Source organism: Streptomyces sp. NPDC051109 (assembly GCF_044455885.1).
Classification (GTDB): domain Bacteria; phylum Actinomycetota; class Actinomycetes; order Streptomycetales; family Streptomycetaceae; genus Streptomyces.
The window spans coordinates 29,648-56,488 of sequence record NZ_JBITFF010000001.1 but is presented as its reverse complement, the minus strand read 5'-3'; the positions used below and the strand labels follow the sequence as shown (position 1 = coordinate 56,488).

The 26,841-nt window shown below is 73.3% G+C and carries 20 protein-coding genes; 11 read left to right on the top strand and 9 right to left on the bottom strand.

Features of this window, described 5'->3' with window-relative positions; genetic code table 11:
• Positions 1-38: 38 nt before the first annotated feature.
• Positions 39-4,070: a tetratricopeptide repeat protein gene (locus ACIBAD_RS00220; protein ID WP_398903287.1), complete on the top strand. Its 4,032-nt coding sequence runs from the start codon at positions 39-41 to the stop codon at positions 4,068-4,070.
• Here ACIBAD_RS00220 and ACIBAD_RS00215 read toward each other — a convergent pair.
• Entirely contained in the window at positions 4,063-4,881 is an 819-nt protein-coding gene (locus ACIBAD_RS00215) for a hypothetical protein (protein ID WP_398903285.1), read from the bottom strand. The two genes, ACIBAD_RS00220 and ACIBAD_RS00215, sit on opposite strands and share 8 nt — an antisense overlap.
• A gap of 140 nt (positions 4,882-5,021) precedes the next feature.
• On the opposite strand from ACIBAD_RS00215, the gene ACIBAD_RS00210 reads away from it, so the two are divergent.
• Positions 5,022-5,195 carry a hypothetical protein gene (locus ACIBAD_RS00210; RefSeq protein WP_398903283.1) on the top strand — a complete coding sequence of 58 codons (174 nt, stop codon included), beginning with the start codon at positions 5,022-5,024 and terminating at the stop codon, positions 5,193-5,195.
• 33 nt (positions 5,196-5,228) lie between these two features.
• Here the strand turns inward: ACIBAD_RS00210 and ACIBAD_RS00205 are convergent, their stop codons facing one another.
• From ACIBAD_RS00205 to ACIBAD_RS00195, 3 genes are all read right to left on the bottom strand, one after another.
• Positions 5,229-6,242 carry a TolB-like translocation protein gene (locus ACIBAD_RS00205; RefSeq protein WP_398903281.1) on the bottom strand — a complete coding sequence of 338 codons (1,014 nt, stop codon included), beginning with the start codon at positions 6,240-6,242 and terminating at the stop codon, positions 5,229-5,231.
• Positions 6,239-7,579, bottom strand: a complete 1,341-nt coding sequence (locus tag ACIBAD_RS00200) for an MFS transporter (protein WP_398903279.1) — start codon at positions 7,577-7,579, stop codon at positions 6,239-6,241. Before ACIBAD_RS00200 ends, ACIBAD_RS00205 begins: the two co-directional genes overlap by 4 nt.
• A 110-nt stretch (positions 7,580-7,689) precedes the next feature.
• Complete coding sequence (locus ACIBAD_RS00195; protein ID WP_134067935.1) at positions 7,690-8,565, bottom strand: glycosyltransferase; 876 nt, start codon at positions 8,563-8,565, stop codon at positions 7,690-7,692.
• Positions 8,566-8,971: 406 nt separating this feature from the next.
• Between ACIBAD_RS00195 and ACIBAD_RS00190 the strand changes: the two genes are divergently transcribed.
• The 7 genes from ACIBAD_RS00190 (at position 8,972) to ACIBAD_RS00160 (ending at position 18,709) form a co-directional block, all read left to right on the top strand.
• Entirely contained in the window at positions 8,972-10,096 is a 1,125-nt protein-coding gene (locus ACIBAD_RS00190) for a Gfo/Idh/MocA family protein (RefSeq protein ID WP_398903277.1), read from the top strand.
• A 137-nt stretch (positions 10,097-10,233) separates the two neighbouring features.
• The gene (locus tag ACIBAD_RS00185; protein ID WP_134067934.1) at positions 10,234-11,241 is read left to right on the top strand and encodes an SDR family NAD(P)-dependent oxidoreductase; all 1,008 of its coding nucleotides are present in this window, start codon (positions 10,234-10,236) and stop codon (positions 11,239-11,241) included.
• A complete protein-coding gene (locus ACIBAD_RS00180; protein ID WP_134067933.1) occupies positions 11,238-12,416 on the top strand; it encodes a DegT/DnrJ/EryC1/StrS family aminotransferase in 1,179 nt (392 codons plus the stop codon). The genes ACIBAD_RS00185 and ACIBAD_RS00180 overlap by 4 nt, the downstream gene beginning before the upstream one ends.
• Positions 12,413-13,216: a NeuD/PglB/VioB family sugar acetyltransferase gene (locus ACIBAD_RS00175; protein ID WP_134067932.1), complete on the top strand. Its 804-nt coding sequence runs from the start codon at positions 12,413-12,415 to the stop codon at positions 13,214-13,216. Before ACIBAD_RS00180 ends, ACIBAD_RS00175 begins: the two co-directional genes overlap by 4 nt.
• Positions 13,213-14,328 carry a DegT/DnrJ/EryC1/StrS family aminotransferase gene (locus ACIBAD_RS00170; protein WP_398903273.1) on the top strand — a complete coding sequence of 372 codons (1,116 nt, stop codon included), beginning with the start codon at positions 13,213-13,215 and terminating at the stop codon, positions 14,326-14,328. Before ACIBAD_RS00175 ends, ACIBAD_RS00170 begins: the two co-directional genes overlap by 4 nt.
• Positions 14,329-14,366: 38 nt before the next feature.
• Positions 14,367-17,666 (top strand): DUF4082 domain-containing protein, encoded by a 3,300-nt coding sequence (locus ACIBAD_RS00165; RefSeq protein WP_398903271.1) that lies wholly within the window; start codon positions 14,367-14,369, stop codon positions 17,664-17,666.
• Positions 17,663-18,709: a glycosyltransferase gene (locus ACIBAD_RS00160; protein ID WP_398903269.1), complete on the top strand. Its 1,047-nt coding sequence runs from the start codon at positions 17,663-17,665 to the stop codon at positions 18,707-18,709. Before ACIBAD_RS00165 ends, ACIBAD_RS00160 begins: the two co-directional genes overlap by 4 nt.
• Positions 18,710-18,822: 113 nt before the next feature.
• Here the strand turns inward: ACIBAD_RS00160 and ACIBAD_RS00155 are convergent, their stop codons facing one another.
• Positions 18,823-19,512 carry a hypothetical protein gene (locus tag ACIBAD_RS00155; RefSeq protein WP_208328879.1) on the bottom strand — a complete coding sequence of 230 codons (690 nt, stop codon included), beginning with the start codon at positions 19,510-19,512 and terminating at the stop codon, positions 18,823-18,825.
• Between the two features lie 95 nt (positions 19,513-19,607).
• Here ACIBAD_RS00155 and ACIBAD_RS00150 point away from each other — a divergent pair, with 95 nt between their 5' ends.
• Together ACIBAD_RS00150 and ACIBAD_RS00145 are read left to right on the top strand one after the other, a co-directional pair.
• Complete coding sequence (locus tag ACIBAD_RS00150; RefSeq protein WP_398903267.1) at positions 19,608-21,626, top strand: O-antigen ligase family protein; 2,019 nt, start codon at positions 19,608-19,610, stop codon at positions 21,624-21,626.
• Entirely contained in the window at positions 21,578-22,540 is a 963-nt protein-coding gene (locus ACIBAD_RS00145) for a glycosyltransferase (protein ID WP_398903265.1), read from the top strand. The genes ACIBAD_RS00150 and ACIBAD_RS00145 overlap by 49 nt, the downstream gene beginning before the upstream one ends.
• 13 nt (positions 22,541-22,553) lie before the next feature.
• Here the strand turns inward: ACIBAD_RS00145 and ACIBAD_RS00140 are convergent, their stop codons facing one another.
• From ACIBAD_RS00140 to ACIBAD_RS00125, 4 genes are all read right to left on the bottom strand, one after another.
• A complete protein-coding gene (locus ACIBAD_RS00140) occupies positions 22,554-23,360 on the bottom strand; it encodes a glycosyltransferase family A protein (RefSeq protein ID WP_134067926.1) in 807 nt (268 codons plus the stop codon).
• A gap of 61 nt (positions 23,361-23,421) precedes the next feature.
• Positions 23,422-24,540 (bottom strand): hypothetical protein, encoded by a 1,119-nt coding sequence (locus ACIBAD_RS00135; RefSeq protein ID WP_134067925.1) that lies wholly within the window; start codon positions 24,538-24,540, stop codon positions 23,422-23,424.
• A 5-nt stretch (positions 24,541-24,545) separates the two neighbouring features.
• Complete coding sequence (locus tag ACIBAD_RS00130; protein WP_134067924.1) at positions 24,546-26,057, bottom strand: oligosaccharide flippase family protein; 1,512 nt, start codon at positions 26,055-26,057, stop codon at positions 24,546-24,548.
• A complete protein-coding gene (locus ACIBAD_RS00125) occupies positions 26,054-26,824 on the bottom strand; it encodes a chain length determinant protein (RefSeq protein WP_398903262.1) in 771 nt (256 codons plus the stop codon). Before ACIBAD_RS00125 ends, ACIBAD_RS00130 begins: the two co-directional genes overlap by 4 nt.
• Positions 26,825-26,841 lie beyond the last annotated feature (17 nt).

The window sequence follows — 26,841 nt, the reverse complement described above, 5'->3', positions numbered from 1 at the left end:
ACCAAGTCCGGCTCCGATGCGCGCAGGGGGTGGCGAGGGTGGAGGAAGAACGGCTGGTGGCGGTCACCGGACCGGGCGGGCCCGGCTCCGGGTACGTGATCGGGCCGCGGCTCGTCCTGACCTCCGCCCACGTCGTGGCCCCTGAGCACCCGGATCCCGCCCGGGCGATGCCACTACGGGTGTTCCGTCCCGGCCGGGCGCCCGTGTACGAGGGCAGGGTGGTGTGGTGCGGCCGCCCCGGCGGCAGGGACGACGCAGCCTTGGTCCGCGTCGACGACCGGACGTGGGTACCGGTGCACGGCCCGTCGGTGCGGTGGGGACGCTTCGTCACCGACCTGCCGGGCCAGCGGGCCGTGACCTCGGGCGTCCCGGACGTGGCCCAGCGGGACGGACAGCCGGTGGACACCCGCCAGCTGTCCGGGGACGTGAACCCCGGCAGCGGCCGTGTCACCAACCGCTACGTCCTCGACCTCGGACAGCATCCACCCGCCTGGCCGGGCAGCACCGGCAGGAGGACCTCGCCCTGGGGCGGGATGTCCGGTGCCCCGATGTTCTGCGGACGCCTCCTCACCGGCGTGATCGCCGAGGACCCCGCCCATTCCGGGCACGGCGCGCTCGTAGCGGTCCCCTCGTACGTGCTCCACGGCGATCCGGGCTTCCGCGCCGCCTGCGCGGAACACGGGGCGGGCGAGGCAGGGCTGGAGCCCGTGGAGTTCCAACACCTTGCGGAGATCGACGCCGTGCCCGTGGCCGAGGCGTCCGGCTCCCCGGCGTTCGTGCTGCGCGCCGAACGCCGGGCCGTGCCCTTCCACGGCCGCGCCACGTGCCTCGATCTGCTGACCGACTGGTGCGGGCAGGACGGATTCGGCGCGTTCCTGCTCCACGGCCCCGCCGGGCAGGGCAAGACCCGCCTGGGCCACCAGCTCACGGCTCGGATGGCCGGTGAGAAATGGGCGGTCCTGTGGCCCCGGGCACGCGGCGCGGCCGACGGGCTGGCGGTGGTACGGGACGCGGTGAAACCCCTGCTGATCGTCCTCGACTACGCCGAAGCCCGTGCCGACCAGTTGGCCGCGCTGCTGGAGGCCGCCGCCGAGCACGGCGGCAGGACACGGGTGAAGGTGCTGCTGCTGGCCCGGACCGCAGGGGACTGGTGGGCCGGGGTCCGGACCGAGCACCACCTCGCCGAGGCGCTGCTCGCGAACGCTCAGGTCCACGGGCTGGCGGCGCTCGAACCCGACCCGGCCGGGCGGCACGACGCCTACGTCGCAGCCCGTGCCGCCCTGGCCTCCGCCCTGACCGGGCTGCCCGGTTACGCGGGTCACGACTGGGCCGGCGTCCATGCCCGCCTCCCCGTTCCCGCCCTGGAACGAGAGGGCTTCGGCAACGCGCTGACCCTGCACATGACCGCCCTGGCCGACCTGCTCGACGCCGCCCTGCCACCCTGGCCGGCCGAAGCCTCCCCACCCGCCGCCCCGGCCGCCACGGCGGACCGGCCCCGGCCGGAGGAGGAGGTGGAGGACCGGCTCCTCACCCACGAACGCCGCTACTGGGAGCGCACGGCCGGCGCCGCGCCCCACTTCAAAGGGCACCTGAGCCCCGCCGCGCTCCGGGACGCCCTCACCGCGGCCCAGATGGCCGGGGCCGCGGACGAGGACCAGGCCGACGGGGTGCTGTGCCGGGTCCCGAGCCTCCAGGGGCAGCTGCGCGACCGGCGCAACAGCGTCCGCGTCTGGATCGGATCCCTCTACCCGCCCACAGATGACGGCCCGTGGGGCAGTCTCCAGCCCGACCGGCTCCGCGAGCGCCTCGCCGGCCGTCAGCTGGAAACCGATCCCCGGCTCGTCGGCCACATCGTCAGCGGCTCCACCGGGGCCCAGGCCGTGGAGCTGCTCACCCTGTGCACCCGCGCCGCCGCCCATCCCGTCTTCCGCGGCCGGCTCGACCGGCCCGTGAGCGACCTGTGCGTCCGGCACCCCGCCGAGCTGGCGCTCCCGGCCATCGACCTCGCCACTCAGGCCGACGCGCCGCAGCCCCTCCTCGACGCTCTCCAGAGGCTCATCGGCGATCCCGCCGTCCCGCTGGACGAACTCCACCGCCTGGCCGGACGGTTGCCGAAGACCACCCATCGCCTCGCCCCCTGGGCCGCGGATCTCGCGACAGTCCTCGTCGAGCGGTACCGCCACCAGACGACGCACGACTCCACCCGCCTGCCGAACCTCGCGCGCTGCCTCAGCAACCTCGCCGGACGGCTCGCAGACGTGGGAGAAAGGGAACGCGCCCTGGCCACAGCCAGGGAGGCGGTGCGCCTGTGGCTGACACTGGCGCAGGTACACCCTCTCGCCGCACTCCCCGACCTCTCCGCAAGCCTCAACAACCTCGCCAATCAGCTCGCGGGCACAGGACGGGACGAAGAAGCACTGGAGGCGATCACCGACACCGTCCGGATCCGCAGGCTCCTCGTCCAGCGGGACCCCGACGCGTACCAGGCCGACCTCGCCGGCGGCCTTCTCAACCTCGCCATCAGACTTGACGGAATCGGCCGTCTGGACGAGGCGTTCGACGCCGCCACCGAGGCGGTGGCGGCGTATCGGGAACTGCACCGTCGCCACGGCGACGCGCACCTGACCGGGCTCGCCCACGCCCTGCACACCCTCGCCATCGTCCTCAGGAGGACACGGCGGCACCGGGAGGCGTTCGACGCCAGCTCGGAGTCCGTGCGCATCAGACGCGAGCTGGCCGACCAGCGGCCCGACGCCCATCTCTCCGACCTCGCCATGAGCCTCACCACGCTCGCCAACCTCCTGCAGGTCCTGGACCGGCTGGAGGAGGCGCGCGAGGCGAACCAGGAGGCCGTGGACACCTACCGTGAGCTGGCCCGGCAGCGGCCCTCCGCGTACCTGGAGTACCTCGCCTCCACCCTCACCAGCCTGTCCACCCGGCTGGACGCCCTGGGACGCCATGCGGAGGCCCTGGCGTCGAGCATCGAGGCGGTCGACCTGTCCAGGGAGCTCAGTACACGGCACTCCGACGCGTTCCTGCCGCTCCTGGCCGCCGCGCTGAACAACCTGTGCGCCGACCTGCGCGCAGCCGACCGGCGCGAGGAGGCACTGGACGCGGCGACCGAGGCGGTGGACGTCCTCCGCCTGGCGGCCGGCACCCGTCCGGAGAGCGTCCGTCCGCAGCTGGCCCGCAGCCTCGTGAACCAGGCCGGCTGCCTCGGAGAGCTCGGACGGCACGGGGAGGCACTCCCACCCGCCGCCGAAGGGGTGGAGTTGTTCCGGGACCTGGCCGAGCAGCTTCCCGACGCCTACCTGCCCGAATGGGCCGGCAGTCTGGCCGGCCAGTTCCTCCAACTCGGCGGAGCGGGCCGGCCCGGGGCGGCGCTGGCCGCGCTCGACCGGGCCACGGAGCTCTATCGAGGGCTCGCGGACGCACGACCCGATGACTTCCTTCCCAAGCTCGCCGAGTGCCTCAACACCCGTGCGGTGAGCCTGGCGGCGCTGGACCGCCACGAGCCGGCAGCCGAGGCGGCGGGCGAAGCCGCCGACGTCTACCGGAAACTGGCCCGGGCGCGCCCCGATCCGTACCTGGCCCATCTCCTTTCCGCCGAGGCCTACCGGGCCGTGCTGCTCGGCGGGCTGAACCGGCAGGCCGAGGCGCTGGAGGCCCTCGCCGCGGCGGTCGACACCGGCCGGCAGCTGACGGGTGCGGGCGCGGCGGCCCTGGCGCCCCGCCACGCCACGAACCTGATGACGTACGCCTTCGCGCTGAGCGCCGCGCTCGGACGCCATCGCGAGGCACTCGACGTCAGTGCGGAGGGCGTGGACGCCGCCCGAGAGCTCGCGCGCGCGGATCCCGGCCCGTTCCTCCCCCTGCTCGCCCGATCCCTCTACCACCACACCCTCCACCTGGAGGCCGTCGACCGGCGGGAGGAGGCGCTGGTCGTCCTCGCGGAAGCCTCCGACCTCCTGACCGGCCTGGCCCGGGAAGACCCCGGCGTGTACGAAGACGCCGTTCGGTCCTGCCAGGAGCTGCGGGGCCGGATTCTCGGCGGCGGGCCGGTCAGCTGATCGGCTGCCTGGCCTCGGCGCGTACCTTGAGGGTCGTCCTGGCCAGGCCGTCGAGGTCGACGGAGGCGGGGTCCTGCCGGGCGGTCTCGGGCGTGACCACGGCGACCGCGGCACTCGTGTTCTCGTCGGCCCAGGAACACATCGGCAGGGTGGTCGTCTCACCCGCCTGCACCGAAGTCAGCACCTGGCACGTGACGGTGACGTCCGTGCCGGCCGGCGTGATGTCCTTCGGGGAGACCGCCGTCTTCGCGCCGTCGGCCTTCGCGGCCCCGTCCATCATCTTCCTGCGGGCGTCGGCCGGTTCCTTGAACTGGCCGTACATTCCGGAGAGGACGAGGACCCCGTCCGGTTCCGCGGGCGATCCGGAGGTGTACCGGGCGGTGGCGGGCTGGGGGTTGCGGATGTTCGGGTCGTGCCCTTTGATCGCTTCCTTGCCCTGGGTCTGCGACAGGTCCTCGGAGAGCGCGTAAGAGCCGCCCAGCAGGGTCTTCGGTACTGTGAGCCGGTACTTGGCCTCGGGGAAACCGACGCCGCTGGCGTGCTGGTTCACCTCTTTCATCCGGTTCAACACGAACCCCGCGACCACGAGGCCCAGCACCGTGGCCACGATGACGGCGGCGTTCCTACCGGTCCGGCGGCCGCCCGGCGGCCCCACCGGCGGCTGCCCCCAGCCGACTTGACCGGGGTACGGCTGCTGCTGGAAGGGCGGCGGCGGGGGCGGGTACGCGTACTGCTGGCCGCCGTACGGACTCGGTTGCTGCGGGGGTCCGTACGGACCGGGGGAGTACGGGGACGGCGGGGGCATGCTCATGCCCAAACGCTACTTCACGCCCGGAGCGCATCTCCGCCCGGGATGCAGGAATTCCGGGCCTACCGGCAGGTATCGGGCCGGGTTGCGCCCGCGTTTGATAGGAGTTGGCGTACCGGTGCGTCTGAGCGGAAGGGCCGACCATGCTGGAGTTCCCCAAGCCGAGACCCCTGGTGTGCACGTACTGCCAGGCGGGCCCCAAGGACGGCGCCGCGCGCACCCTCTCGGCGGAAGCCGGAGCCCTGACGGTCACTTGGCACACGGCCTCCTGCCCCCACTACGCCGCGGACCGCATCCTCGCCGACGAAAGGACCTGACCTGGCCAGCGCCGCCTTGTCCGGGTGGCCCCGTCAGCCCAGGCGGGTCGGGGAGGAGGCCGCCGGGGCGAGGAGGCGGGGGGCGCCCGAGCCGTCGGCCGGGACCGTCCAGAGGTCGGTGGTGTCCGGCGCGCCCTCGGCGGGCAGCGCGTAGGCCACCGTGCGGTCGTCGAGCCACAGCGCCTGGTCGTCCACGCTGCGCTTCTCCGCGAGCGGCTGCTCCCGCAGCGTCCGCAGGTCCAGTACGTGCTCGCGCCACAGCGAAGCACCGCGCATGACGCGCTTCTTGTACACGACCCGGGTCTCGTCAGGGGACAGCGAAGGGCACTCGACGTTCTGGGCGAGGGTGGTCACGGTACGCCGCGACACCGAGCCCTTCACCAGGTACGTCTGGCCGGCGGTGCCGAGGGTGGCGTAGAAGGTGTCGTCGTCCTTGGAGAAGGTGACGCCCCAGAAGTTGACGTCCCCGGAGGAGTAGGGGCGGCCGTCCAGCACGATGGAGAACTTCTCCAGGTCCGGCTCGGCCACCCACGTACGGGTGTCCACGATCGTCGTACGGGTGGAGAAGAACGCGGCGCCGTAGGACTCGCCGGAGACGAACACCGTCCAGGCGGCGAAGTGGCCGCTCGGCGCGACCCGGGCCCGCGACGGGGTGCCCGCCAGGGGGAAGGTGTGCAGCGTGCGCAGATCGGAATCGACGATCAGGGCCTTGTTGTCCTGGGCGAGCGCGCCCGGTGAGGAGTTCAGGCACACACCGGTGCCGGCGGCGGCGTGGAACCGCTGACAGGTGAGGCCCGAGGCGGTCCGCTCGGCCCGTGGTGCCTGCCCCGGCACCGATATCACGGCCCCGCGGTGCGGCCCCCGTGCGCCGTTGAGGAAGGCCAGCCGGTTCTGCTGCCCGAGCGTGACCGGACCCTGGGCGACCGTCGGGTCCCCCTCGTGCGTCTGCTCGGCGCGGGCGGCGGAGCGCAGTACCAGCGCGGTGCCGAGCCCCCCGAGGAGCAGCACGGCCACCGCGAGCACGAGCAGCCGGCGTGAGCGGGTCATCGGGTTCCTCGGGGGAGTCGGGCCGGGTCGGGAGCGGGGTCCGGAGCGGGGTCGGGACCGGACTCCGGGGCCGACGGGCGGAGTACGAAGCCGGCGACGGCCGCGCAGCAGCACAGACCGGCCGACGCGGCGGCGAGCGCCGGACCCGCGCCCCACACCGTCCAGGCGGCGCCGAAGGCGAGCGAGCACGCGAAGCGGGCCAGCGCCCGGCCGGTACCGACGACGGCGAGGCCGGTGGCCCGCAGCCTCGCCGGGACGGTCGCGCCGACGGCGGCGGGCAGGACCCCGTCGGTCGCCGCGTAGAACAGCCCGTGCAGGGCGAGGACCAGGTACGGGAGGGCACGCCAGTGCGGGGCCCACAGCAGCAGCCCGTACCCCGCCAGCAGGAGGGCGTGCCCGGCGAGGAAGACGGTACGGCGGCCGATCCGGTCGGCCAGGGCCCCGGCCGGCACGGCCAGCAGCAGGAACACGGCGGCGGTGCCGAGGGGGAGCAGCGGGAACCACTGCTCGCGGATGCCGGTGCGGTCCTGGAGCAGCAGGTAGAGGAAGGCGTCGCTGACGGTGGTGAGACCCAGGAGGGCGGCACAGAGAGCGAGCGCGCGCAGCCGCGGCAGGCGCAGCAGCGCCGCCGCCTCGCGGAGGTTCACCCCGGTGGCCTTCGCGCCGTCCGGTTTCACCGTCCCGACGGGATCCGGGCCCAGGCCCGCCCCCGACGGGACGAACAGCATCAGCACCACCACACCGAGGACGGCGATGCACGCGCTGACCCCGAAGACGGCGTCGTACCCGCCCACCGCCGCGTTCAGGATGAAGAAGGCGGCGAGGGGGCCGAGCAGCGCCCCGGTGGTGTCCATGGCGCGGTGCACGCCGAAAGCGCGGCCCTGTGACTCGGCAGGTGTGGAAAGGGAGATGAGCGCGTCGCGCGGGGCGGTGCGCAGGCCTTTCCCGGTGCGCTCCAGAGCGAGGACCACGCCCACCGGGCCCAGGCTGTGCGCGAGGAGCAGCAGCGGCTTGCACAGGGCCGACAGCCCGTAGCCGACGCCCGCGATCAGCTTGTGGTTGCGGACCCGGTCGGCGAGGTGGCCTCCGGTCAGCTGCACCAGCGCGCTGACCCCGTTGTAGACCCCGTCGAGCGCGCCGAACCCGAGCGGACTCAGCCCGAGCCCGGCGACCAGGTACAGCGGCAGCACCGCCGTGACCATCTCCGAGGAGACGTCCGTGATCAGACTGACCGTGCCCAGCGCGAGGACGGTCGAGGCGACCGCGGGGGCCCGGGTGGACCCACCGCCCGGTGCGGTCTTCGCGCCGGCGGGCGCGGAGCGGTCCGCGAGGTACATGCTCTGGAGCTCCCGGTGCCGACGGTCTGGTCACTCGTGCGTGCGAGTGAAACCCTAGTGGTTGTACGGGCCAACAGGGCGGCGTACGGCCTGATTCGGCGGCGCCGCGCTCAGCTCTGCTGCCGGCTGCTCTCGTCGCGCAGCCAGGTGGAGAAGTCCCCGGACCGGATGGCCTTGCGGGCACCCCGCCGGGCGGCGAGGGCCGCCACCACGAACACCGCCACCCCGGGGAGCAGGCTCGGCTGGGCCCGCAGCAGGGCGCGCAGATCGCCCGTGCCGGTGCGCGCGGACGGCGCCTGCGCCCGCTCCGGGTTCCCGTGCCCCTGCGAGGCCTGGAAGCGCTCCAGCTCGGCGGAGGAGGTGGCCGCCCTGACGCGCCGCCTGATCAAGTCCCCCCAGGTGCGCGGCGGATGCACCACGACCCGGGCCGCCTCGACCACCCGCCGCTCTTCCGGTGTGAACGCGAGGGACGCCGCCAGATCGTCGGCCATCAGCGGAGGCAGGGCCGCGATCCGGGCGTGCCCCGGTTCGGTCACCGCGATGACGCCCCGCCCGAACAGCCCCTCGCGGACGGCCGGCAGCCGCTGCCAGACCCGGTAGTAGGCGCGGACCGGCCAGGCGCACCCGGAGAGCGGGATGTCCCGGCCGGGGGCGGCGGCGAGCAGGTCCGGCCGGGCCGCGAGGGCGCCCGTCAGTGCCCGTACGTCGGCTGCCCCGACCTCCACGTCGGCGTCCACGTACAGGCGCGGAAAGCCCCGCGCGTGCTCGTCGCCCACCCGAAGTGCCGTGTGTTTGGAGGGAGTCGGTATCTCCACCACCCGTACGCGCGGCCCCCGCGCGCCCGCCACCACGGCGGTGTCGTCCGTACAGCCGTTGCACACCACGACGATGTCGGGCCCCGACGCCGGGGCGTCGGCCAGGAGTGCGTCGAGGAGCCGGCCGATGACCCGGCCCTCGTTGTGGGCCGGGATCACGATGCTGGTCACCCCGGAAGTATGCACGCTCGAACACCCGAGCCGACCGTTTCCTCCAACTCTCCCCGGGGGTACGCCCGGTGGTCTAGATTGAACGCAGCCGACCGGATTCGGCGTGCTTCGGCGACGCGGAAATCCAGTCGGAGCAGGGCAGTTGGGGTACATGCGGGTACGGCGGCTTGGGGGAACAGGCCACCTGCCCGTGGCCGGACCGGTGCGAGGGGTGCCGGGCGGCCGGGGGGCGGAAGTACGTCGCAACACGTAGGGCATCGGTCGTGGGGGGCCATCACCGTTGGGCAGGTCGTCACGCACGGGTCGCGCACGCGCCCCGGCGCCGGCCGTCGGCGGCACCCCCTTCCTTCGCACGCGTCCCGGCCATGGGTTGTCGATACGCCCGCGGGCGTGCGCGGAAGGAAAGGTGAACGCTGTGAAGGACACCGCGAAGGACACCGCGAAGGATGCGGTGCGCGATGCCGCCGGGGCCGCGACTGCGGGGCCGGCGGAGCCGTTAGGCGTCGCCGTCGTCGGCGCGGGCTACTGGGGCCCCAATCTCGTCCGCAACTTCCAGTCCAGTCCGCAGTTCCGGCTCCGCTGGCTCTGCGACCTGAACGTCGACCGGGCGCGGCAGGTGCTCGGCCGCTACTCCACCGTCGAGGCGACCGCCGACTACGCGGCCGTACTGGCAGACCCGGCCGTCGACGCGGTCGCCGTGGCCACCCCGGCCGGTACCCACCTCGACGTGGCGCTGGCCGCCCTGCGCGCCGGGAAGCACGTCCTCGTGGAGAAGCCGCTGGCCGCCACCTACGAGGACGGGCTCCGCCTGGTGACCGAGGCCGAGGAGCGCGGCCTCACCCTCATGTGCGACCACACCTACTGCTACACCCCCGCGGTGGCCCGCATCCGGGACATGGTCCGCTCCGGCGAACTCGGCGACATCCAGTTCGTCGACTCGGTCCGGATCAACCTGGGGCTCGTCCAGAAGGACATCGACGTCCTGTGGGACCTGGCCCCCCACGACCTCTCGGTCCTCGACTTCATCCTCCCGGACAACGTCCACCCCGTCGCCGTGGCCGCGCACGGGGCCGACCCGATCGGAGCCGGGCAGTCCTGCGTGGCCTATCTGACGCTCACGCTCAACACCGGTGCCATCGCCCACGTCCACGTCAACTGGCTCTCCCCGGTGAAGGTCCGCACGACGATGGTCGGCGGCTCCAAGCGCACCCTGGTCTGGGACGACCTCAACCCCACGCAGCGCGTCGCCGTCTTCGACCGCGGAGTGGACATGACGGCCCCGCAGGAGATCGGCGCCGACGAGCGCCGGGACGTGCTCGTCTCCTACCGGACCGGCGACATGGTGGCGCCCGCGCTCGGCGAGAAGGAGGCCCTGCGCAGCATGGTCGAGGAGTTCGCCGCCGCCGTGCGGACGCGACGGCCGGCACTGACCGACGGCCGGGCGGGCCTCCAGGTGCTCGACATCCTCGAAGCCGCCTCCCGCAGCCTGGAGTTCCGCGGCGCCGTCGTCGGCCTGCGCACCGGCCGCTGACCGTTCGCGCAGCCGCAGCCGCAGCCGCAGCCGCAGCCGCAGCCGCAGCCGCAACCCGCACCACCTCGCCCCGCGTGCACACCGCGCACGGGTGCACCAGCACGAAACACCATGACCGACTCAGTAGGGGCAGGGCGTTGAGCAGCGTACGAGGCAAGAGGATTCTGGTCACCGGCGGGGCGGGCACGATCGGCTCGCACGTGGTGGACCTGCTGGTGGACAACGGGGCGCGCGAGGTCGTCGTGCTCGACAACTTCGTACGGGGGCGTGCCGCCAACCTGGCCCGCGCCCTCAAGAGCGGCGCGGTGGACGTCGTCGAGGGCGACATCCGCGACCGGGAGACCGTGCGCAAGGCGACCGAGGGTGCCGAGCTGGTCTTCCACCTCGCCGCCATCCGCATCACCCAGTGCGCGGAGGAGCCGCGGCTGGCGAACGAGGTGCTGGTCGACGGCACGTTCAACGTGCTGGAGGCCGCGGTGGCCGCCGGCGTGGGCAAGGTGGTCGCCTCGTCCTCCGCCTCGGTCTACGGTCTCGCGGAGACCTTCCCGACCACCGAGCGCCACCACCCGTACAACAACGACACCTTCTACGGGGCGGCGAAGGCCTTCAACGAGGGAATGCTGCGCAGCTTCCACGCCATGTACGGGCTGGACTACGTCGTGCTGCGCTACTTCAACGTCTACGGGCCCCGGATGGACATCCACGGGCTGTACACCGAGGTGCTGATCCGCTGGATGGAGCGGATCACCGCGGGCGAGCCGCCGCTGATCCTCGGCGACGGCACCCAGACCATGGACTTCGCCGACGTCAGGGACATCGCACGGGCCAACCTGCTCGCCGCCGAATCGGACCTGACCGACGAGGTGTTCAACGTCGCGAGCGGGTCCGAGACCAGCCTGCGCGACCTGGCCGTCGGACTGCTGGAGGCCATGGGAGCCGAGGGGATGGTGCCGGAGCACGGACCGGCCCGCGCCGTGAACGGGGTCACGCGGCGCCTCGCGGACACCTCGCAGGCCTCGGGGCGGCTCGGCTTCACCGCCGAGATCGACATGCGCCGCGGGCTGCGGGACCTGGTGGAGTGGTGGCGGGCCGAGCGTGCGGCGGACGCGGCGGCGCGGTCGGCGGCCGGGGAGGCGGGCCGATGAGCGCCCAGAGCCCCGGCCCGGTGGCCGCCCGGAGCCCCGCCCCCGCCCGCATCCCCGTCATGGTCCCGTGGCTCGGCGAGGAGGAGGCGCAGGCCGCCGCCGAGGCCGTGCTCTCCGGCTGGGTCGCCCAGGGTCCGCGGGTCGCCGCGTTCGAGCGGGCCTTCGCCGAACGGGTGGGCGCCGAGCACGGCATCGCCGTCAGCTCCTGCACCACCGCCCTGCACCTGGCGCTGATCGCCCTGGACCTCGGCCCCGGCGACGAGGTGATCGTCCCCTCGCTGTCCTTCATCGCCACCGCCAACGCGGTGCGCTACGTCGGCGCGCACCCGGTGTTCGCGGACGTCGAGGAGGCCACCGGGAACCTGACCCCCGACACCGTGGACGCCGTACGCACCCCCCGCACCAAGGCCGTCCTCGCGGTCCACCAGGGCGGGGTGCCCGCGGACGTGCACGCCCTGCGCGCGGCCTGCGCCGACTGGGGCGTCCCGCTGGTGGAGGACGCGGCCTGCGGGATCGGCGCGACCGTGGGGGGCAAGTCGGTCGGCCACGGAGCCCTGCTCGCCGCCTGGTCCTTCCACCCGCGCAAGGTGATCACCACCGGCGAGGGCGGCATGGTGACCACGGACGACGCCGAGTGGGCCGAGCGCCTGCGCCGGCTGCGCGAGCACGGCATGAACGTGTCCGCGGCGCAGCGGCACGCCAGCAGCAAGCCGATCGCCGAGGCCTATCTGGAGGTCGGCTACAACTACCGGATGACCGACATCCAGGCCGCGGTCGGCCTGGTGCAGCTCGGCAAGCTGGACGAGATCGTGGCCCGGCGCCGCGAACTGGCCGCCCGGTACGAACAGTTGCTGGCCGGTATCCCGGGCCTGCGGCCGGTCCGCGACCCCGGACACGGCGAGGGGAACTTCCAGTCGTACTGGGTGCTGCTGACCGGGGACTACCCCGTCGGCCGGGACGAGCTGCTCGCGGTGCTGGCCGAGGCCGGGATCTCGGCCCGGCGCGGCATCATGGCCTCGCACCTGGAACCGGCCTACGCCGGGCACGGGGCGGCGCCACTGCCGGTGACCGAGCGGATCAGCCGCGACTCGCTGATCCTGCCGCTGTTCCACACCATGACCCGGGACCAGCAGGACCGGGTGGTCGCGGTGCTGCGCGAAAGGGCGGGCGGATGACCGCCCCCACCGAAAGCCTGCTGATCTTCGGCGCGGGCGGATTCGCCCGCGAGACCGCCCAGGCCGTACGGGACGCGGCCGCCGCCGACCGGGAGCGCGGCCGCGCCCCGCGGTGGCGGCTCGCCGGCCACCTGGACGACGACCCGGCCCTGCACGGCCGGGAGGTCGACGGGGTGCCGGTGCTGGGGGCCGGCGAGCTGGTGCACGCGCACCGGCACCGGGACGCCCGCGTCGTGGTCTGCGTGGGCAGCCCGCGCGACTACGCGGTACGGGCCCGCCTGGTGCGGCGCCTGGACCTGCCCGAGAGCCGGTACGCGACCGTGGTCCACCCCACGGCCGCGGTCTCGGCCTCCTCGGTGCTCGGCCCGGGCTCGGTGCTGCTCGCGCACTGCGTCCTGACCGCGGCCGTACGGGTCGGGGCCCACGTGGCGGTGATGCCGCACGCGGTCCTCACCCACGACGACGCGGTCGGGGACTTCGCCACGCTCGCCTCGGGGGTCCGCCTCGGCGGCGGGGTCCGGCTGGGGCGCGGCGCGTACGTCGGCGCGGGCGCCCTCGTACGGGAGGACACGACGGTCGGCGCCTGGTCGCTGACCGGTATGGGAAGCACGGTCCTGGCCGATGTGCCGCCCGGCGAGGTGTGGGCCGGAAGCCCCGCCCGTCGGCTGCGCGAGGCGGGGGGCCCGGCACTCGACGAGCTGCGGGCCGACGGCGGGGACACCGGCCGGGGACCGGCGGCACGGACGGGGGCCGAGACACGCATGAGGCCGGAAACACGGATGGGGAGCACAGTCGGATGAACCAGATACCGCTCGTGGACCTGAAGGCGGCGCACGCCGAGGTCGCGCAGGAATTACGCGCAGGATTCGACCGGGTGCTGGCCGACACCGCCTTCATCGGCGGTGAGGAGGTCCGCGCCTTCGAGCGCGAGTACGCCGCCTTCGCCGGGGTCGGCCACTGCGTCGGCGTGGCCAACGGCACCGACGCGCTCGAACTCGCCCTGCGCGCGAGCGGGGTGGGCGTCGGCGACGAGGTGGTGCTGCCCGCCAACACGTTCATCGCCACCGCAGGGGCCGTCGCCCGGATCGGGGCCCGCCCGGTCCTGGTCGACTGCCTCCCCGACACCCTGCTCATGGATCCGCAGGCCGCCCTGGACGCGGTCGGCAAGGCCACGCGCGCCCTGGTCCCGGTCCACCTGTACGGGCAGTGCGCCCCCGCCGCGGAGCTGGCCGCGCAGCTGCCCCCGTACGCCAAGGTCGTCGAGGACGCCGCGCAGAGCCAGGGGGCCGCCCGCGAAGGCCGTACCCCCGGCAGCGGCGGGATCGCCGCCACCAGCTTCTACCCGGGCAAGAACCTGGGCGCGTACGGCGACGCGGGCGCGGTGGTGACCGACGACGAGGAGAAGGCCGACCTCGTAAGGGCCCTGGCCAACCACGGCGGCACCGCCAAGTACCGGCACGACGTGGCCGGGTTCAACAGCCGGCTGGACGGCCTGCAGGCCGTGGTGCTGCGGGCCAAGCTGGCCCGGCTCGCCGACGGCAACGCGGCCCGCCGCACCGCCGCCGCCCGCTACGACGGGCTGCTCGCCGATCTGGCCGCCGCCGGACGCGTCACCCTGCCGGTCACGGCCGAGGGCAACGTCCACGTATGGCACCTGTACGTCGTCCGGGTCGGCGGTGCCGACCGCGACGCGGTCGTCGGCAAGCTCAACGCGGAGGGCATCGGCGCGGGCGTGCACTACCCCGCACCCGTCCACCTCACTCCGGCCTTCGCCCATCTCGGCCACGGCCGCGGGGACTTCCCGCACGCCGAGCTGGCCGCGGACCGGATGCTCTCCCTCCCGCTCTTCCCGCAGATCACCGCCGCCCAACAGCAGCGGGTCGTGGACGCGCTCACCGACGCGCTGCGCTGACGCCCTGCGCCGCGCCGACGCACAAAAAAGAGGTACAGATGAACAGACGGACAAGGTTGCTCCGGTACGGCCTCTTCACTGTGGTCGCCGCCCTGATGGCCACGGTCTTACCTCCGTCCTCGGTGGCGGGTGCGGCGGACCCCTGCGGTCCCGGCACCAACGCCATCGTGTGCGAGAACTCCAAGCCGGGCACGCCGATGTCCGACTGGTTCTCGCCCAGCGCCTACGGGGACATCAAGGGATTCAGCGCCCAGACGAGCGTCCAGGCCGGCGAGACCGTGCAGTTCAAGGTGCAGTCGCCGACCCCGTACCGGGTGTCGGTCTACCGGCTGGGCCACTACGGGGGTGACGGGGCCCGCCTGATGTCGACCGCGGCGCAGGCGTCCCAGACCTATCCGGCGAACTTCCTGCCGGGCGGGAACCCGCGCGGCTGCACCACCAAGGCGGCCACCGGCCTGGTCGACTGCGGCAACTGGCCCGTGACCGCGACGTGGACCGTACCGGCCGACGCCGTGTCCGGCCTGTACATCGCCAACCTCGACCAGGCGGACGGCAACGGGGTGATGCCGTACCCGTTCGTCGTCCGCAACGACTCCAGCCACTCCGACGTCGTCGTGCAGACCAGCGACCAGACCTGGCAGGCGTACAACAACTACGGCGGCCAGGACCTGTACGACGGCGGCGGACCGGCGCCCGACGGCCGCGCGTACGAGGTGAGCTACAACCGGCCGATGGACATCGGCGGGGAGAACGGGATCTACGGGTCCGAGTACCAGATGATCTCGTGGCTGGAGCGCAACGGGTACGACGTGAGCTACATGTCCGGCATCGACATGTCGACACGCGGCGCGACGCAGCTCAAGAACCACAAGGTCTTCATGTCCTCGGGACACGACGAGTACTGGACCCAGGACCAGTTCACCAACGCCCTGAACGCGCGCCGCGCCGGGGTCCACCAGACGTACTTCAGCGGCAACGAGGTCTTCTGGAAGACCCGGCTCGCGCCCAGCATCGACGGCGCGGCCACGGCCAACCGCACGCTGGTCTGCTACAAGGAGACCAAGCTCTCCTTCCCCCAGCCCAACGGCGTCCCGGACCCGAGCGGGATCTGGACGGGCACCTTCATGGACCCGGCCAGCTCCACGAACGGACGGCCGTACCAGCCGCAGAACCAGCTGACCGGCTCGCTGTTCAGCGTGAACGGCTACCGCAGCGACGCGATCACCGTGCCCGGGGCGTTCGCCAAGATGAGGCTGTGGCGGGGCACCACCGTCGCGAACCTGAGCCCCTCGCAGACCGCCACCTTCCCGGCCGGCACGCTCGGCTACGAGTGGGACAGCGACGTGGAGGACGCGGCCCGCCCGCCCGGGCAGATCGCGATGTCCTCCACCACGGTGGACATCAACGACGGCAAGCTCCGGCTCGACTACGGCAACACGTACGGGAACGGCACCGCGACGCACAGCCTGGTCGCCTTCCGCGACCCGGTCTCGCGCGCCCTGGTCTTCGGCGCGGGCACCGTGCAGTGGTCCTGGGGCCTGACGAACATGCCGACGGGCAACCCCGACGACACGGTGGTCACCGCGGACAAGCGGATGCAGCAGGCCACGGTGAACGTCTTCGCCGACATGGGCGTCCAGCCCAAGTCCCTGCAGAGCGACCTCGTCCCGGCGACCGCGTCCACGGACACCACGGGACCGGCCATCACCGTCACCAGCCCGGCGGCAGGCGCCACCGTGCCCGCGCTGCGCCCGGTGACCATCACCGGCACCGCCACCGACAGCGGCGGCGGCGTGGTGGCCCGCGTGGAGGTCTCCACCGACGGCGGCACCACCTGGAAGGCGGCCACCGGAGTCGGGTCCTGGAACTACAAGTGGACCCCGACCACCCCGGGTCCCGTCCAGATCAAGGTCCGCGCGGTGGACGACAGCGTCAACATCGGCGCCACCACCACCGTGCCGCTGACCGTGGGACCCCAGCAGTGCCCCTGCACCGTCTGGCCGGCCGCGGCCGTACCGGGCACCGTCAACGCCGGTGACGGCAGCGCCGTCGAACTCGGCGTGAAGATCCGCTCCTCGGCGCCCGGCTCGATCACGGGCGTCCGCTTCTACAAGTCCCCGGCCAACACCGGCACCCACACCGGCAGCCTGTGGAGCAGCTCGGGCCAGCGCCTGGCCACCGGCACCTTCACCAACGAGACGGCGTCCGGCTGGCAGCAGCTGAACTTCGCCTCGCCGGTCCCGATCAAGGCCAACACCACGTACATCGCCTCCTACTTCGCCCCGCACGGCGGGTACTCCTTCGACAACACCTTCGCCTCCGCCGACGCGGGGCTCGCCCCGCTGACCGCGCTGCGCAGCGGTACCGACGGGGGCAACGGCGTCTACCGCTACAGCGCGACGGGCGGGTTCCCGTCCACCGCCGCGTCCGGCAGCAACTACTGGGTCGACGCGGTCCTGGACACCTCCACCGCGAGCACGACGCCGCCCACCGTCACCTCGATCACCCCGCAGTCCGCGGCGACCGGCACCGCGATCACCTCAGCGGTCAAGGCCACCTTCAGCGAGGGCATCGACTCCGACACCCTCTCCTTCACCCTGAAGGACCCGGGCGGCGCCGCAGTCCCGGGCAGCAAGGTCCTCACCGCCTCCAACAGCGCCACCTTCACCCCGTCCACCGAGCTGGTGCTGAACTCCACCTACACGGCCTCGGTGCAGGCCGCGGACCTGTGGGGCAACACCATGGCCGCACCGGTCACCTGGACCTTCACCACCAGCGCGAGCCCGCCCACGGTGAACTGCCCCTGCACCCTGTGGGGAGCCGCCGTCGAGCCGAGCACCGCCAACGTCGGCGACGACACCAACTCCGTCGAGCTGGGCACCCGCTTCCAGTCCGCGGTCCCCGGATACGTCACCGGCATCACCTTCTACAAGGGCCCCGGGAACACCGGCACGCACACCGGCAGCCTGTGGTCGGCCGACGGCACCCTCCTCGCCACCGGCACCTTCGGCAGCGAGACCCTGTCCGGCTGGCAGCAGCTCCACTTCGCCACCCCGGTGCCCATCACCGCGGGCACCGGCTACGTGGCCTCCTACCATGCGCCGAACGGCAAGTACTCCGTGGACGGCGGCTACTTCACGGCCGCCCACCGCTCCTACCCGCTGGTCGCCCCCGCCGACGGCAGCGGCGGCGCCAACGGCCTCTACAAGTACGGGGCTTCAGCGGCCTTCCCCACCAACACCTTCGGCTCCGTGAACTACTGGGTCGGTCCGGTCTTCACCACCACGGCGCCGAACGGCCTCGCGGCGGAGGGCTCGACGGAGGTGAGCGGCCAGTGAGCACCGTCAGCGTCGTGATCCCCTGCTACAAGTACGGCCACTTCCTGGCCGACTGCGTCAAGAGCGTCCTGGACGAGCAGCCGGGCGTCGACGTACGGGTACTGATCATCGACGACGCCTCGCCCGACGACTCCGCGGACGTCGCACGGGCCCTCGCCGCCGCCGACCCGCGGATCGAGGTCCGGGTCCACGAGCGCAACCAGGGCCACATCGCCACCTACAACGAGGGCCTGCTGGAGTGGGCCGACGGGGACTACGTCGCCCTGCTCTCGGCCGACGACCGACTGGTCCCCGGAGCCCTGGTGCGCGCCGCGGCCCTGCTCGACGCCCACCCCGAGGCCGGCTTCGCCTACGGCCGCCCGCTCCGCTTCCGGCACGGGGGACCGCTTCCCGCGGCCCGCACCCGGAGCACCGGCTCGGTGGTCTACCCCGGACGGTGGTGGCTGGAGCGGCGGTTCCGGGAGGGCACCGGGTGCATCACCTCGCCCGAGGTGGTCGTCCGTACCAGCCTCCAGCGCAAGGTCGGCGGCTACGACCCGGAGCTCCCGCACGCCGGCGACATCGAGATGTGGATGCGGCTCGCCGCGCACGCCGACGTGGGCTACGTGCGCGGGGCCGACCAGGCCTTCTACCGCGTCCACGGCAACAACATGTCCACCACCGACTTCGGCGGGCAGCTCGACGACCTGCGCCAGCGCCTCGTCGCCTTCGACTCGGTCCTGGACAAGTGCGCCGGGCTGCTCCCGGAGGCCGGCCGACTGTCGGACCTGGCGCGGACCCGGCTCGCCCGGTACGCGCTGCGGCGCGCCTACCGCGCGTACGACCGCGGGCGCACCGGGGTGGTGCCGGTCGAGGAGCTGGAGGCGTTCGCCGCCGAGTGCCTGCCCCGGTACACCGGACTCGCCGAGTACCGGGCGCTGCGCAGGCGGCGGCGGATCGGGGCCCGCGCGATGCCGTACCTCCAGCCGCTGGTGCTCTCGGCCGTCGCCGACCGGGGGCGCGAGTGGCTCTGGTGGCAGTCCTGGAAACGCCGAGGGATTTGATGAACCAGCAGCACCACATGAACGGCCAGCACCACATGAACCACCAGCACCGCACGCACCGACCGCACCACCGCCCCGTCCCCGGGGCACCGCGGTCCCGGCGGCCCGCTCCCTCAGCGGGCCGCCGCGGCAGCCGCGGCCACGAGGACCCGGCCCCCGGCTTCGCCCTCGTTCCCCGGACCGGTGTCGGCGCTCTCGCGCCGGCGCCGGTTCCGGCGCGTCACGAGCCGATCGGTCCACAGCGCGGCGGCCACCCCGCAGACCCCGGCCAGCAGGGCCGTGCCGGCCAGTGCGCGGCTCTTGGTCCCCGTCTGCGCCACCGCGGTCGGAGGCACGAGGAGGGTCACGCTCATCCGCGCCGCTTCGGGGATCTGCTGCTCTGCCTGCATGGCCGTGATGCGCTTCGTGTAGGCCTCGACGACCTTCAGTACGGCCAGGTTGGCGGCGGCGGGGTCCGCGTGCTCCGCCTGCACCTGGAGCGAGGGGATCAGATAGCGGGGGGTGACGCTGGTGCCGCTGTTGCGCGGCATCAGCCGGTAGGTGCCGTCGACCCCCGCGGCGCGCAACTCGGCCGCTCCGTCCGGCGATTCCAGGTGCTGCACCGCCGCGTACGACACGGCGGCCAGCGGCGGCTGGAGATTGGCGAGCTGATTGGGCTGGCTGCCGGTGACCGGCGGCTTGAGCACGACGATCGCCGAACTCACGTAGGTCTGGGTGGGGCGGAGCACCTGCAGGGCCCCGGCGGCCGCGAGCGCCGCCACCAGGAACAGGACGTACCAGCGGCGGCGAAGCGTGCGGAACAACTCACCAGGCGACACAGGATTCCTTCCGTCGCGTTCGATCTTCCCAGGACGCCGGTCCGCCCGCCATCGGTTCCGGCGGGCGCAAGGGGGCATTCGTGAGCATCGGTGAGATAGCCGCCGTGCTGCGGCGCCGCTGGTACGTGATGGTGCCCCTGACGGTGATCGGACTCCTCGCGGGCCTGCACCTGTACCGCTCGGTGCCCGTGGCGTACCAGTCCCAGAGCTCGGTGGCGCTGCTCGACTCCACGGCGGTGGCCGAACTGGCCCCCGCCTTCGGCAACCCCATCTCGAACGCGGGCGGTTCGCTGGTCGTCACCGCCGACGTGCTGATCAGGACCCTGTCCGGGGCCGACGCCGCGCGCGACCTGCACGGCCTCGGCGTGAGCGACCCGTACACGGTCGGCTTCGCCGCGAACACCTCCGGCCCGATGCTCACACTGACCGTCACGGGCACGGACCGGGCGAAGGTGCTCAAGGAGACCAGTACGCTCACCACCTTCGCCGGCGAGCAGCTCAACGCGCTCCAGGCGGCGGCCAAGGTACAGCCCGCGTACTTCGTCCAGACGGCGCCGGTGGTGCTGCCGCAGACCCCGGTGCCCCAGCTCAAGAGCCGCTACCAGCAGGTGCTGGGGGTCGTCATCGCGAGCGTGACCGCCGGCTTCACGCTCTCCTTCGTGACGGAGACCCTGCTGGTGGCCCGCCGCCGCAGGCGCGAGGCGGCCGCCGCGGCCGGCGCACCCAAGGCGCGCGTCCGCAGGAGGCTGCCGGGCCGCCAGCCGGACGCCACCGCGCTGCTCAGCGGCTATCTGGGGCTGGCCTTCTTCATCCCTTCGAACCTGACCCTCCCGGGCATGGGCGGGGTGGGCACCCCGGCCAACGTGTTCGCCCTCCTCGGCCTGTTCTGGTACCTGGCGACGTGGCTGACCGGCCGGATCCGGCCGGCCGCGGGAACCCGGCTGCCCCGGGTCGTGATGTGGCTGCTGGCCGTCTCCGTCCTGGCCTCGTACCTCGCGAACGCCACCCGTGGCAGCACCCACAAGGAGGTGCTCGGCGCGGACCGCGGCCTGATCGGACTGCTCGTCTGGGTGTCGATCGTGGTGCTGGTCTCCGCCGGCGTCCAGGACCGGGCCCGCCTCGACGTGCTGCTGCGCCGGGCCGTGGTGATGGGATCGGTGGTCGCCGCCATCGGCTACTACGACTTCTTCACCGCGACGAACATAGCCGAACACATCAGCGTCCCCGGGCTCCACTCCAGCGTCGCGCAGATCACCACGCTCGACCGCGGGGCGTTCACCCGTCCGCGCTCCACCACCGCCCAACCGCTGGAGTTCGGCGGCATGCTCGCCCTGTTGCTGCCCTTCGCCGTGCAGCAGGCCTTCGACCCGGTCCGCGGCCACCTCAGCCGCTGGCGGCGCTGGGGGCCGGTGGCCCTGATGGGCGGAGCCCTGCCGCTCACCGTGTCGCGGACCTCCATCATCGGGGCGCTCATCGTGGTCCTGGTGATGGTGCCGCGCTGGAAGCCGCAGCGGCGCTGGACCGCGATCGGCCTGCTGCTCGGCTCCGTGGCCTGCTTCAAGGTCGCCGTACCCGGGCTGATCGGCACCATCACCACGCTCTTCGGGTCCTTCCTGTCGAACTCCGACAGCAGCACCCAGGCCCGTACCGTCAAGTACAGCGCGATCGTCCCCTACGTGGAGGAGCGCCCGCTGTTCGGGCGGGGTCTCGGGACGTTCACGCCGGACCTCTACTTCTTCACCGACAACCAGTACATGCTCACCCTGGCGGAGATGGGCCTGCTCGGCCTGCTCGCCCTCCTGGCGCTGTTCCTCACCGGGATCCACCAGGGCGGTGCCATCCGCCGCCTCGCCGCCGACGAGTCCGACCGGGAGCTCGGCCAGGCGTTCTTCGCCTCCGCCCTCGTCGCCCTCGTCAGCAGCGCCACCTTCGACGCCCTCAGCTTCCCGATGTTCGCCGGGATGTTCTTCCTGACGATCGCCGCCGGAGGCAGTCACCTCGGCTTCATCCGGCGCGGCGCGCCGCCGAAGCCCCCGACCGTGGAGTCCGCATGCCCTCCCGCCGCCACCCGGACCGATCTCGTACGGCCGGTCCCGTAGCCGTCCTCGTCGTCACCTGGAACAGCGCCCGGGTGCTGCCCGCGTTCCTCGCCTCGCTGCCCGACGGCATGGCGGGGCTCGACTGGCGCCTGGTCGTCGCCGACAACGACTCCGCCGACGACACCGTGGCCGTCGTCCGCTCGCTGGCCCCGGAGGCCACGGTCGTCCAGACCGGCCGCAACGCCGGCTACGCGGCCGGGGTGAACGCCGCCCTGGAGGCCGCCGCCGCGTGGGAGGGCGGCTTCCGCGCAGCCCTCGTGTGCAATCCGGACATCCGGATGCGGCGGGGCTGCGCCGGACTCCTCGTCGACGCGCTCGACGCACCCCTGTCCGGCGGCCGCCGCGTCGGGATCAGCGTCCCGCTGCTCCACGAGGAGGACGGCACCCTCCAGCACTCGCTGCGCCGCGAATCGCGCGTGACGCGGGCCCTGGGCGAAGCGGTGATCGGCAACCGCCGGGCCGGGCGCTTCCCGCGCTGGAGCGAACTGGTCACCGACCCGGCCGCGTACGAGCGGGCGACCGTCGCGGACTGGGCCACCGGCGCGCTCATGGCCCTCTCCCGGGACTGCCTGGACGCTTGCGGCGCCTGGGACGAATCCTTCTTCCTCTACTCGGAGGAGACCGAGTACTGCCTGCGGGCCGGGGACCGCGGCTTCGCCACCCGGCTCGAACCCGGCGCCCACGCCGTCCACCTCGGCGGGGACTCGCAGGTCTCGCCCCGCCTGTGGACCCTGCTGACCCTCAACCGGGTACGGCTGTACGGGCGTCGGCACGGTGCGGCGGCGACCGCCGCCTTCCGCGGGGCCGTACTGCTGCGCGAGACCACGCGGGCCGCGCTCGGCCGGCCGGCGAGCCTGGCCGCGGCGCGGGCCCTTGCCAGTCCGTCCGCACTGCGCGCCACGCCCGGCCCCTGAACCGGAAACCGGGTCACCCGGTGGGCGTCTGCCCGTCCCAGGCGGTGTAGAAGCTCTCCGGGTTGACCAGGTAACGGACCGTGGGCCGGGGCACGTGCCGCACCTCGTGGCGGCGCGCGTAGCGGCGTACGAGCTCCCAGTCCTCGCGCGGCAGCACCTCGGGCGTACGCCGCAGCCGGCTGAAGTACAGGGACCGGGTGCGGCGCGCCACGAAGGCATTGGTGTCCAGGAAGGCCTCGTGCGCGGCCCGGCGGCGGTCGAACGGCACCGACAGCACGTCGCGTTCGGAGCCGTCGGGCAGCACCCGGCGCAGCGCGGTGTACACCGCCTCGGGGCCGCCGGGCGGCTCCAGCACCGCGAGTGCCTGCTCCAGGTGGTCGGGCTCCCACAGGTTGTCGTCGTCCAGGAAGGCCACGTACCGCGAGCGGGTCAGCCGTATCCCCACGTTGCGCACGACTCCGGCCGTGGCCGTGTTGCGGGCCAGCGACACCGCGAACAGCCGTGGGTCGTGGGGTAGTTCGGGCAGTCCGGCGCCGTCGTCGACCACGATGACGACCTGGTCGGCGACGGTCTGACCGAGAGCCGAGCGGACCGCCGCGCGCAGCGCCTCGGGACGCCGGTGGGTGGCGATCACGGTGGCCACCAGGGCGGCCGGCGGGCTGCCCAGGACGGCGGCGAGCCGGGCGGTCTCGGCGTCCTCGAAGAACCGCAACCGCACGGCGGAGGGGGCGAGCAGGACCTTGTTCCTGGCCTCGAAGAGCACCAGCCAGCCGAAGGCCCGCTTGAGGAGCTCCCAGGGGGCCCGGGCGATGCGGCGCATGATGTCCTCTCGATTCGGTCGTCGGGTCGTCGGCTCGTCGGCTGGTCGGGTCGGCGGATGGTCACGGGGGCGGTTCGGGGACGACGGGCCGGCCGTCGGCCGTGCGGTTGCCGCGCCACAGGTTCCCGGAGCCGCCCGCGTTCCAGGCGGCGACCAGCCCGTAGGCGCCGGCGTTCGCGTGGTACTGGGCGGAGAAGACGTTGTCCGTCACCTGGATGCCGGTCGCGCCGGGTCCGCCGCCGTACAGCGCGTACGCCCCGCCGGCCAGCCAGTTGCCGTCCACGACCACGGAGGAGACGCTGCCGGTGTCCGCGAAGAGGCCGATCGCGGCGCTGGCGCCCTGGTGCACGGGGACGGGGTTCAGGAGGGTGTTGTGGCGGACGGTGAGGCGGCCCTTGTTGCCGCCGCCGCTGATGACGGCGTCGGTGTGCTGCCACTCGCCGCCCTGGTTGCGGAAGGGGACGATGTCGTGCACGTAGTTGTCGTGGATCTCGCCCTGGCCCATCGACAGGGCGTTGCCGAACACGGAGACGTCGCACCAGCCGACCTCGATCGAGCTGCCGCCCATGTTGGAGACCGCGTAGTCGACGCCGCCGTTGTCCGGGCCCTTGCCCGGTACGGCGGTGATGGTGGTGTGCAGGACGCGCAGACCGCTGAAGCCGGGGCGGAGGTTGATCCCCCACCAGTTCGTGGAGGTGATCCGGCTGTCGATGACGGTGACGTCGTTGGCGTAGACGTCCAGGGAACCGCGGATGTCCCAGCCCTTGATGACCATCCCGTCGGTCTTCACGGACATGTCGCCCGTGTCGTGCCGCTCCAGCGCGATCCGCGGGCCCGTGGTGCGGGCGTCGGGGAATCCGCAGGCACCGGGCGAGGAGCAGGGGCCCCCGGGCGCCGGGCCCGTACCCGGCGAGGGCGTCGCCGAGACCGGAGGCGTACTGGCGGACGGACCCGGGCCGCCCGATGCCGACGGATCCGCGGAGGGGTCCGCCGAGGGCGAGGCGGACGGCGTGGGTCCGGGCGGCGGAGGGCCGCCGGGGCACTGGAGGGCATTGTCCGGGCAGGGGCCGGCCGAGGGCTCGCCGACCCCGGTCCGGTCGGCGTCGTACAGCGCCAGGACGACGGCCAGTACGAGCCCGGCCAGCAGCCAGGCCGTCAGGCGCCTCCGGTCGCGTGCCACCGCGGCTACGCCCTTGCCGCCGCAGTCGTACCGGCCGGCGCGGAGCCGCGCAGGAAACCGCGGCTCGGCAGGACGCACACGACGTAGCAGAGGGTGCCCGCGGTTCCGGTCGCGAGGAGCGCGAGGACCCCGTCGCCCAGGATCCGCTCCAGGCCGAGGACCACGGCGGCCATCACGGCACCCCCGAGGAACGGCCAGGCGCAGGCCCGTGCCACGGTCCCCAGGCCGACGCCGCCGCGGTGCAGCGCGTAGAGGAACACCGGCACCACGACGGCGCAGGCGACCAGGACGTGCCCTTGGGCCACCCCCACGATCCCGCCCGCGTCGGCGCCGATCACCAGGGCCGGGACGAGGACGGCGAGCCACAGCCCCTGCACTCCGATGAGGGAGCGGCGCCGGCCGATGGCCACCAGGCAGTCGTACGCCAGCTCGCAGCAGATCCGGACCAGGCCGAGCGCCATCAGCCAGGGCAGCGCGGCGGCCGCGGGCAGCCAGCGGTCTCCGTAGACGAGGCCCACGATCGGCGCGGCCAGGGCGGCCAGCAGCACGCACAGCGGGACGGTGCCCGTCATCACCACGCCCAGGGCACGGCCGAAACCGCCGGCCAGCGCCCCCGGCGAATCGGCCAGCCGGGAGAACCCGGCGAAGGAGACGCGGCGGGCCGCCTCGGAGATGATCCGCACGGGCCAGCCGGAGATGTTGAAGGCGAGTACGTAGAAGCCGAGTGCCAGCTGGTCCAACGTGGAACCCACGACCATGGTGTCCACGTTGACGACGCCGAGGGCGAGCATGCTGGCCCCGGCGAGCGGGAGCCCGAAGCGGAGCAGCGCCTTCGCCTGCTCCCGGTCCCAGCCGAATCTCAGGGTGCCGGGCGCGGCGAGGCAGCATCCGAGGAGGGCGGCCGCATTGCCGGCCACGGAGCCCCAGGCGAAGCTCATCGCGCCCCACCCCTGGACGGCCAGCAGCAGGGTCACACCGGTGCTGAGGACGAAGTTGACGCCGTCGACGGCCATCCGCTTCCCCTGCGCGAACTCCCGGGTGAGGAACCCGGCGGGAACCTGCGACAGACCGTCCAGGACCACGCACACGCACATCACGCGCAGGATGCCGGAGGCCTCGGGCGAGCCGAGCACCCGGGCCACCGCGGGAGCCGCCGCGAACAGGACGGCGTACAGCAGGCAGCTGGAGGTGGCGCTCAGCGTCAGCACGGTCGGGGCGAAGCGGCGCGGGTCGCCCTCCCAGCGCACGATGGCGAGGGAGACGCCGAGCTCGTTCGCGGAGAGCAGCACCAGCAGCACCGTCTGGGCGATCCCGTACACGCCCCAGGCCTCGGGGCCCAGGAAGAAGCGGGCGAGGACGATACCGGTGACGAAGTTGCCGAGGCGCATGACCACGGTGTTGACCAGGCTCCACCGGGCGGCGGAGCCGACCTTGCGCCCCAGCGAGGGGGCCTCGGGCGGCGTGGCCCGGACTCCGGCGTCAGTCCCGGTCCCGGCCTCGGTCCCGGTCCCGGTCACGGCGAGGCTCCGGCGGAAGTCCGGGCGGTACGGGGGTCACCGGCTCCGGAGCCGGCGGCGCCGGGCTCCGCCGCGGGCCCGGAGTTCCCGGTGGGGGCGATCCCGGCGGCCGAGTTCCCCGCGGGGGCGTTCTCGGCCGGAGCGGGCCGGTGCCGGCCCGGCTTGTCCGACCGGCGGCGCCGCGCCTCCACGAAGAAGGTGGCCACGAGGCTCAGTACGAATCCCAGCGCCCCCGCCATGATCAGGTACTGGAGCCGGGTCTTGGTCTGCGCCTCCGGTTTCTGGGGCGGGACGATCGTGGCCATGCGGATCATGGCCTCGGGTGCCACCGACTGCTGGGACTGGAACTCCTGGAGCCGCTTCTCGGCGTAGGCGGTGAAGACCTGGTCCGACTTGAGGACGGCGGCCGGATCGGTTCCGGTGACGCTCAGCCACATGAAGGGCCCCTGCGCGTTGTCGGCGATCTTCGCCTCGTACGCCCCGGTGACGCCCCGGGCCTTGAGGTCGGCCCGCGAGTCGTCGGAGTTGAGGTTGCGGGCCAGGCCGTCGGCCATGCCGGTGAGCGAGGCCTGGGTGCTCAGGAAGGGGTTGCCGTCGAAGGCCACCGTGGCCTTCTTCGAGTTCAGCAGCGTCACCGTGCTCTGCGACCGGTACTCCACCGGGACCAGCAGGTACACGCCTGCGATGAGCGCGGCCGTGAGCAGCAGTCCGGGCAGCAGCACGTACCAGCGCCGGCGCATGACCCGCCAGATCTCCGCGAGATCCATGGTCTTCCCCCTCGCGG

What these genes read in the sequence shown, in the direction of transcription:
- ACIBAD_RS00175 (WP_134067932.1), top strand. Translation starts at nt 12,413, where the DNA reads ATGACCGCCCCCACCGAAAGCCTGCTGATCTTCGGCGCGGGCGGATTC.
- ACIBAD_RS00210 (WP_398903283.1), top strand. Translation starts at nt 5,022, where the DNA reads ATGCTGGAGTTCCCCAAGCCGAGACCCCTGGTGTGCACGTACTGCCAG.
- ACIBAD_RS00215 (WP_398903285.1), bottom strand. Translation starts at nt 4,881, where the DNA reads ATGAGCATGCCCCCGCCGTCCCCGTACTCCCCCGGTCCGTACGGACCC.
- ACIBAD_RS00200 (WP_398903279.1), bottom strand. Translation starts at nt 7,579, where the DNA reads ATGTACCTCGCGGACCGCTCCGCGCCCGCCGGCGCGAAGACCGCACCG.
- ACIBAD_RS00125 (WP_398903262.1), bottom strand. Translation starts at nt 26,824, where the DNA reads ATGGATCTCGCGGAGATCTGGCGGGTCATGCGCCGGCGCTGGTACGTG.
- ACIBAD_RS00145 (WP_398903265.1), top strand. Translation starts at nt 21,578, where the DNA reads ATGCCCTCCCGCCGCCACCCGGACCGATCTCGTACGGCCGGTCCCGTA.
- ACIBAD_RS00165 (WP_398903271.1), top strand. Translation starts at nt 14,367, where the DNA reads ATGAACAGACGGACAAGGTTGCTCCGGTACGGCCTCTTCACTGTGGTC.
- ACIBAD_RS00170 (WP_398903273.1), top strand. Translation starts at nt 13,213, where the DNA reads ATGAACCAGATACCGCTCGTGGACCTGAAGGCGGCGCACGCCGAGGTC.
- ACIBAD_RS00140 (WP_134067926.1), bottom strand. Translation starts at nt 23,360, where the DNA reads ATGCGCCGCATCGCCCGGGCCCCCTGGGAGCTCCTCAAGCGGGCCTTC.
- ACIBAD_RS00205 (WP_398903281.1), bottom strand. Translation starts at nt 6,242, where the DNA reads ATGACCCGCTCACGCCGGCTGCTCGTGCTCGCGGTGGCCGTGCTGCTC.
- ACIBAD_RS00180 (WP_134067933.1), top strand. Translation starts at nt 11,238, where the DNA reads ATGAGCGCCCAGAGCCCCGGCCCGGTGGCCGCCCGGAGCCCCGCCCCC.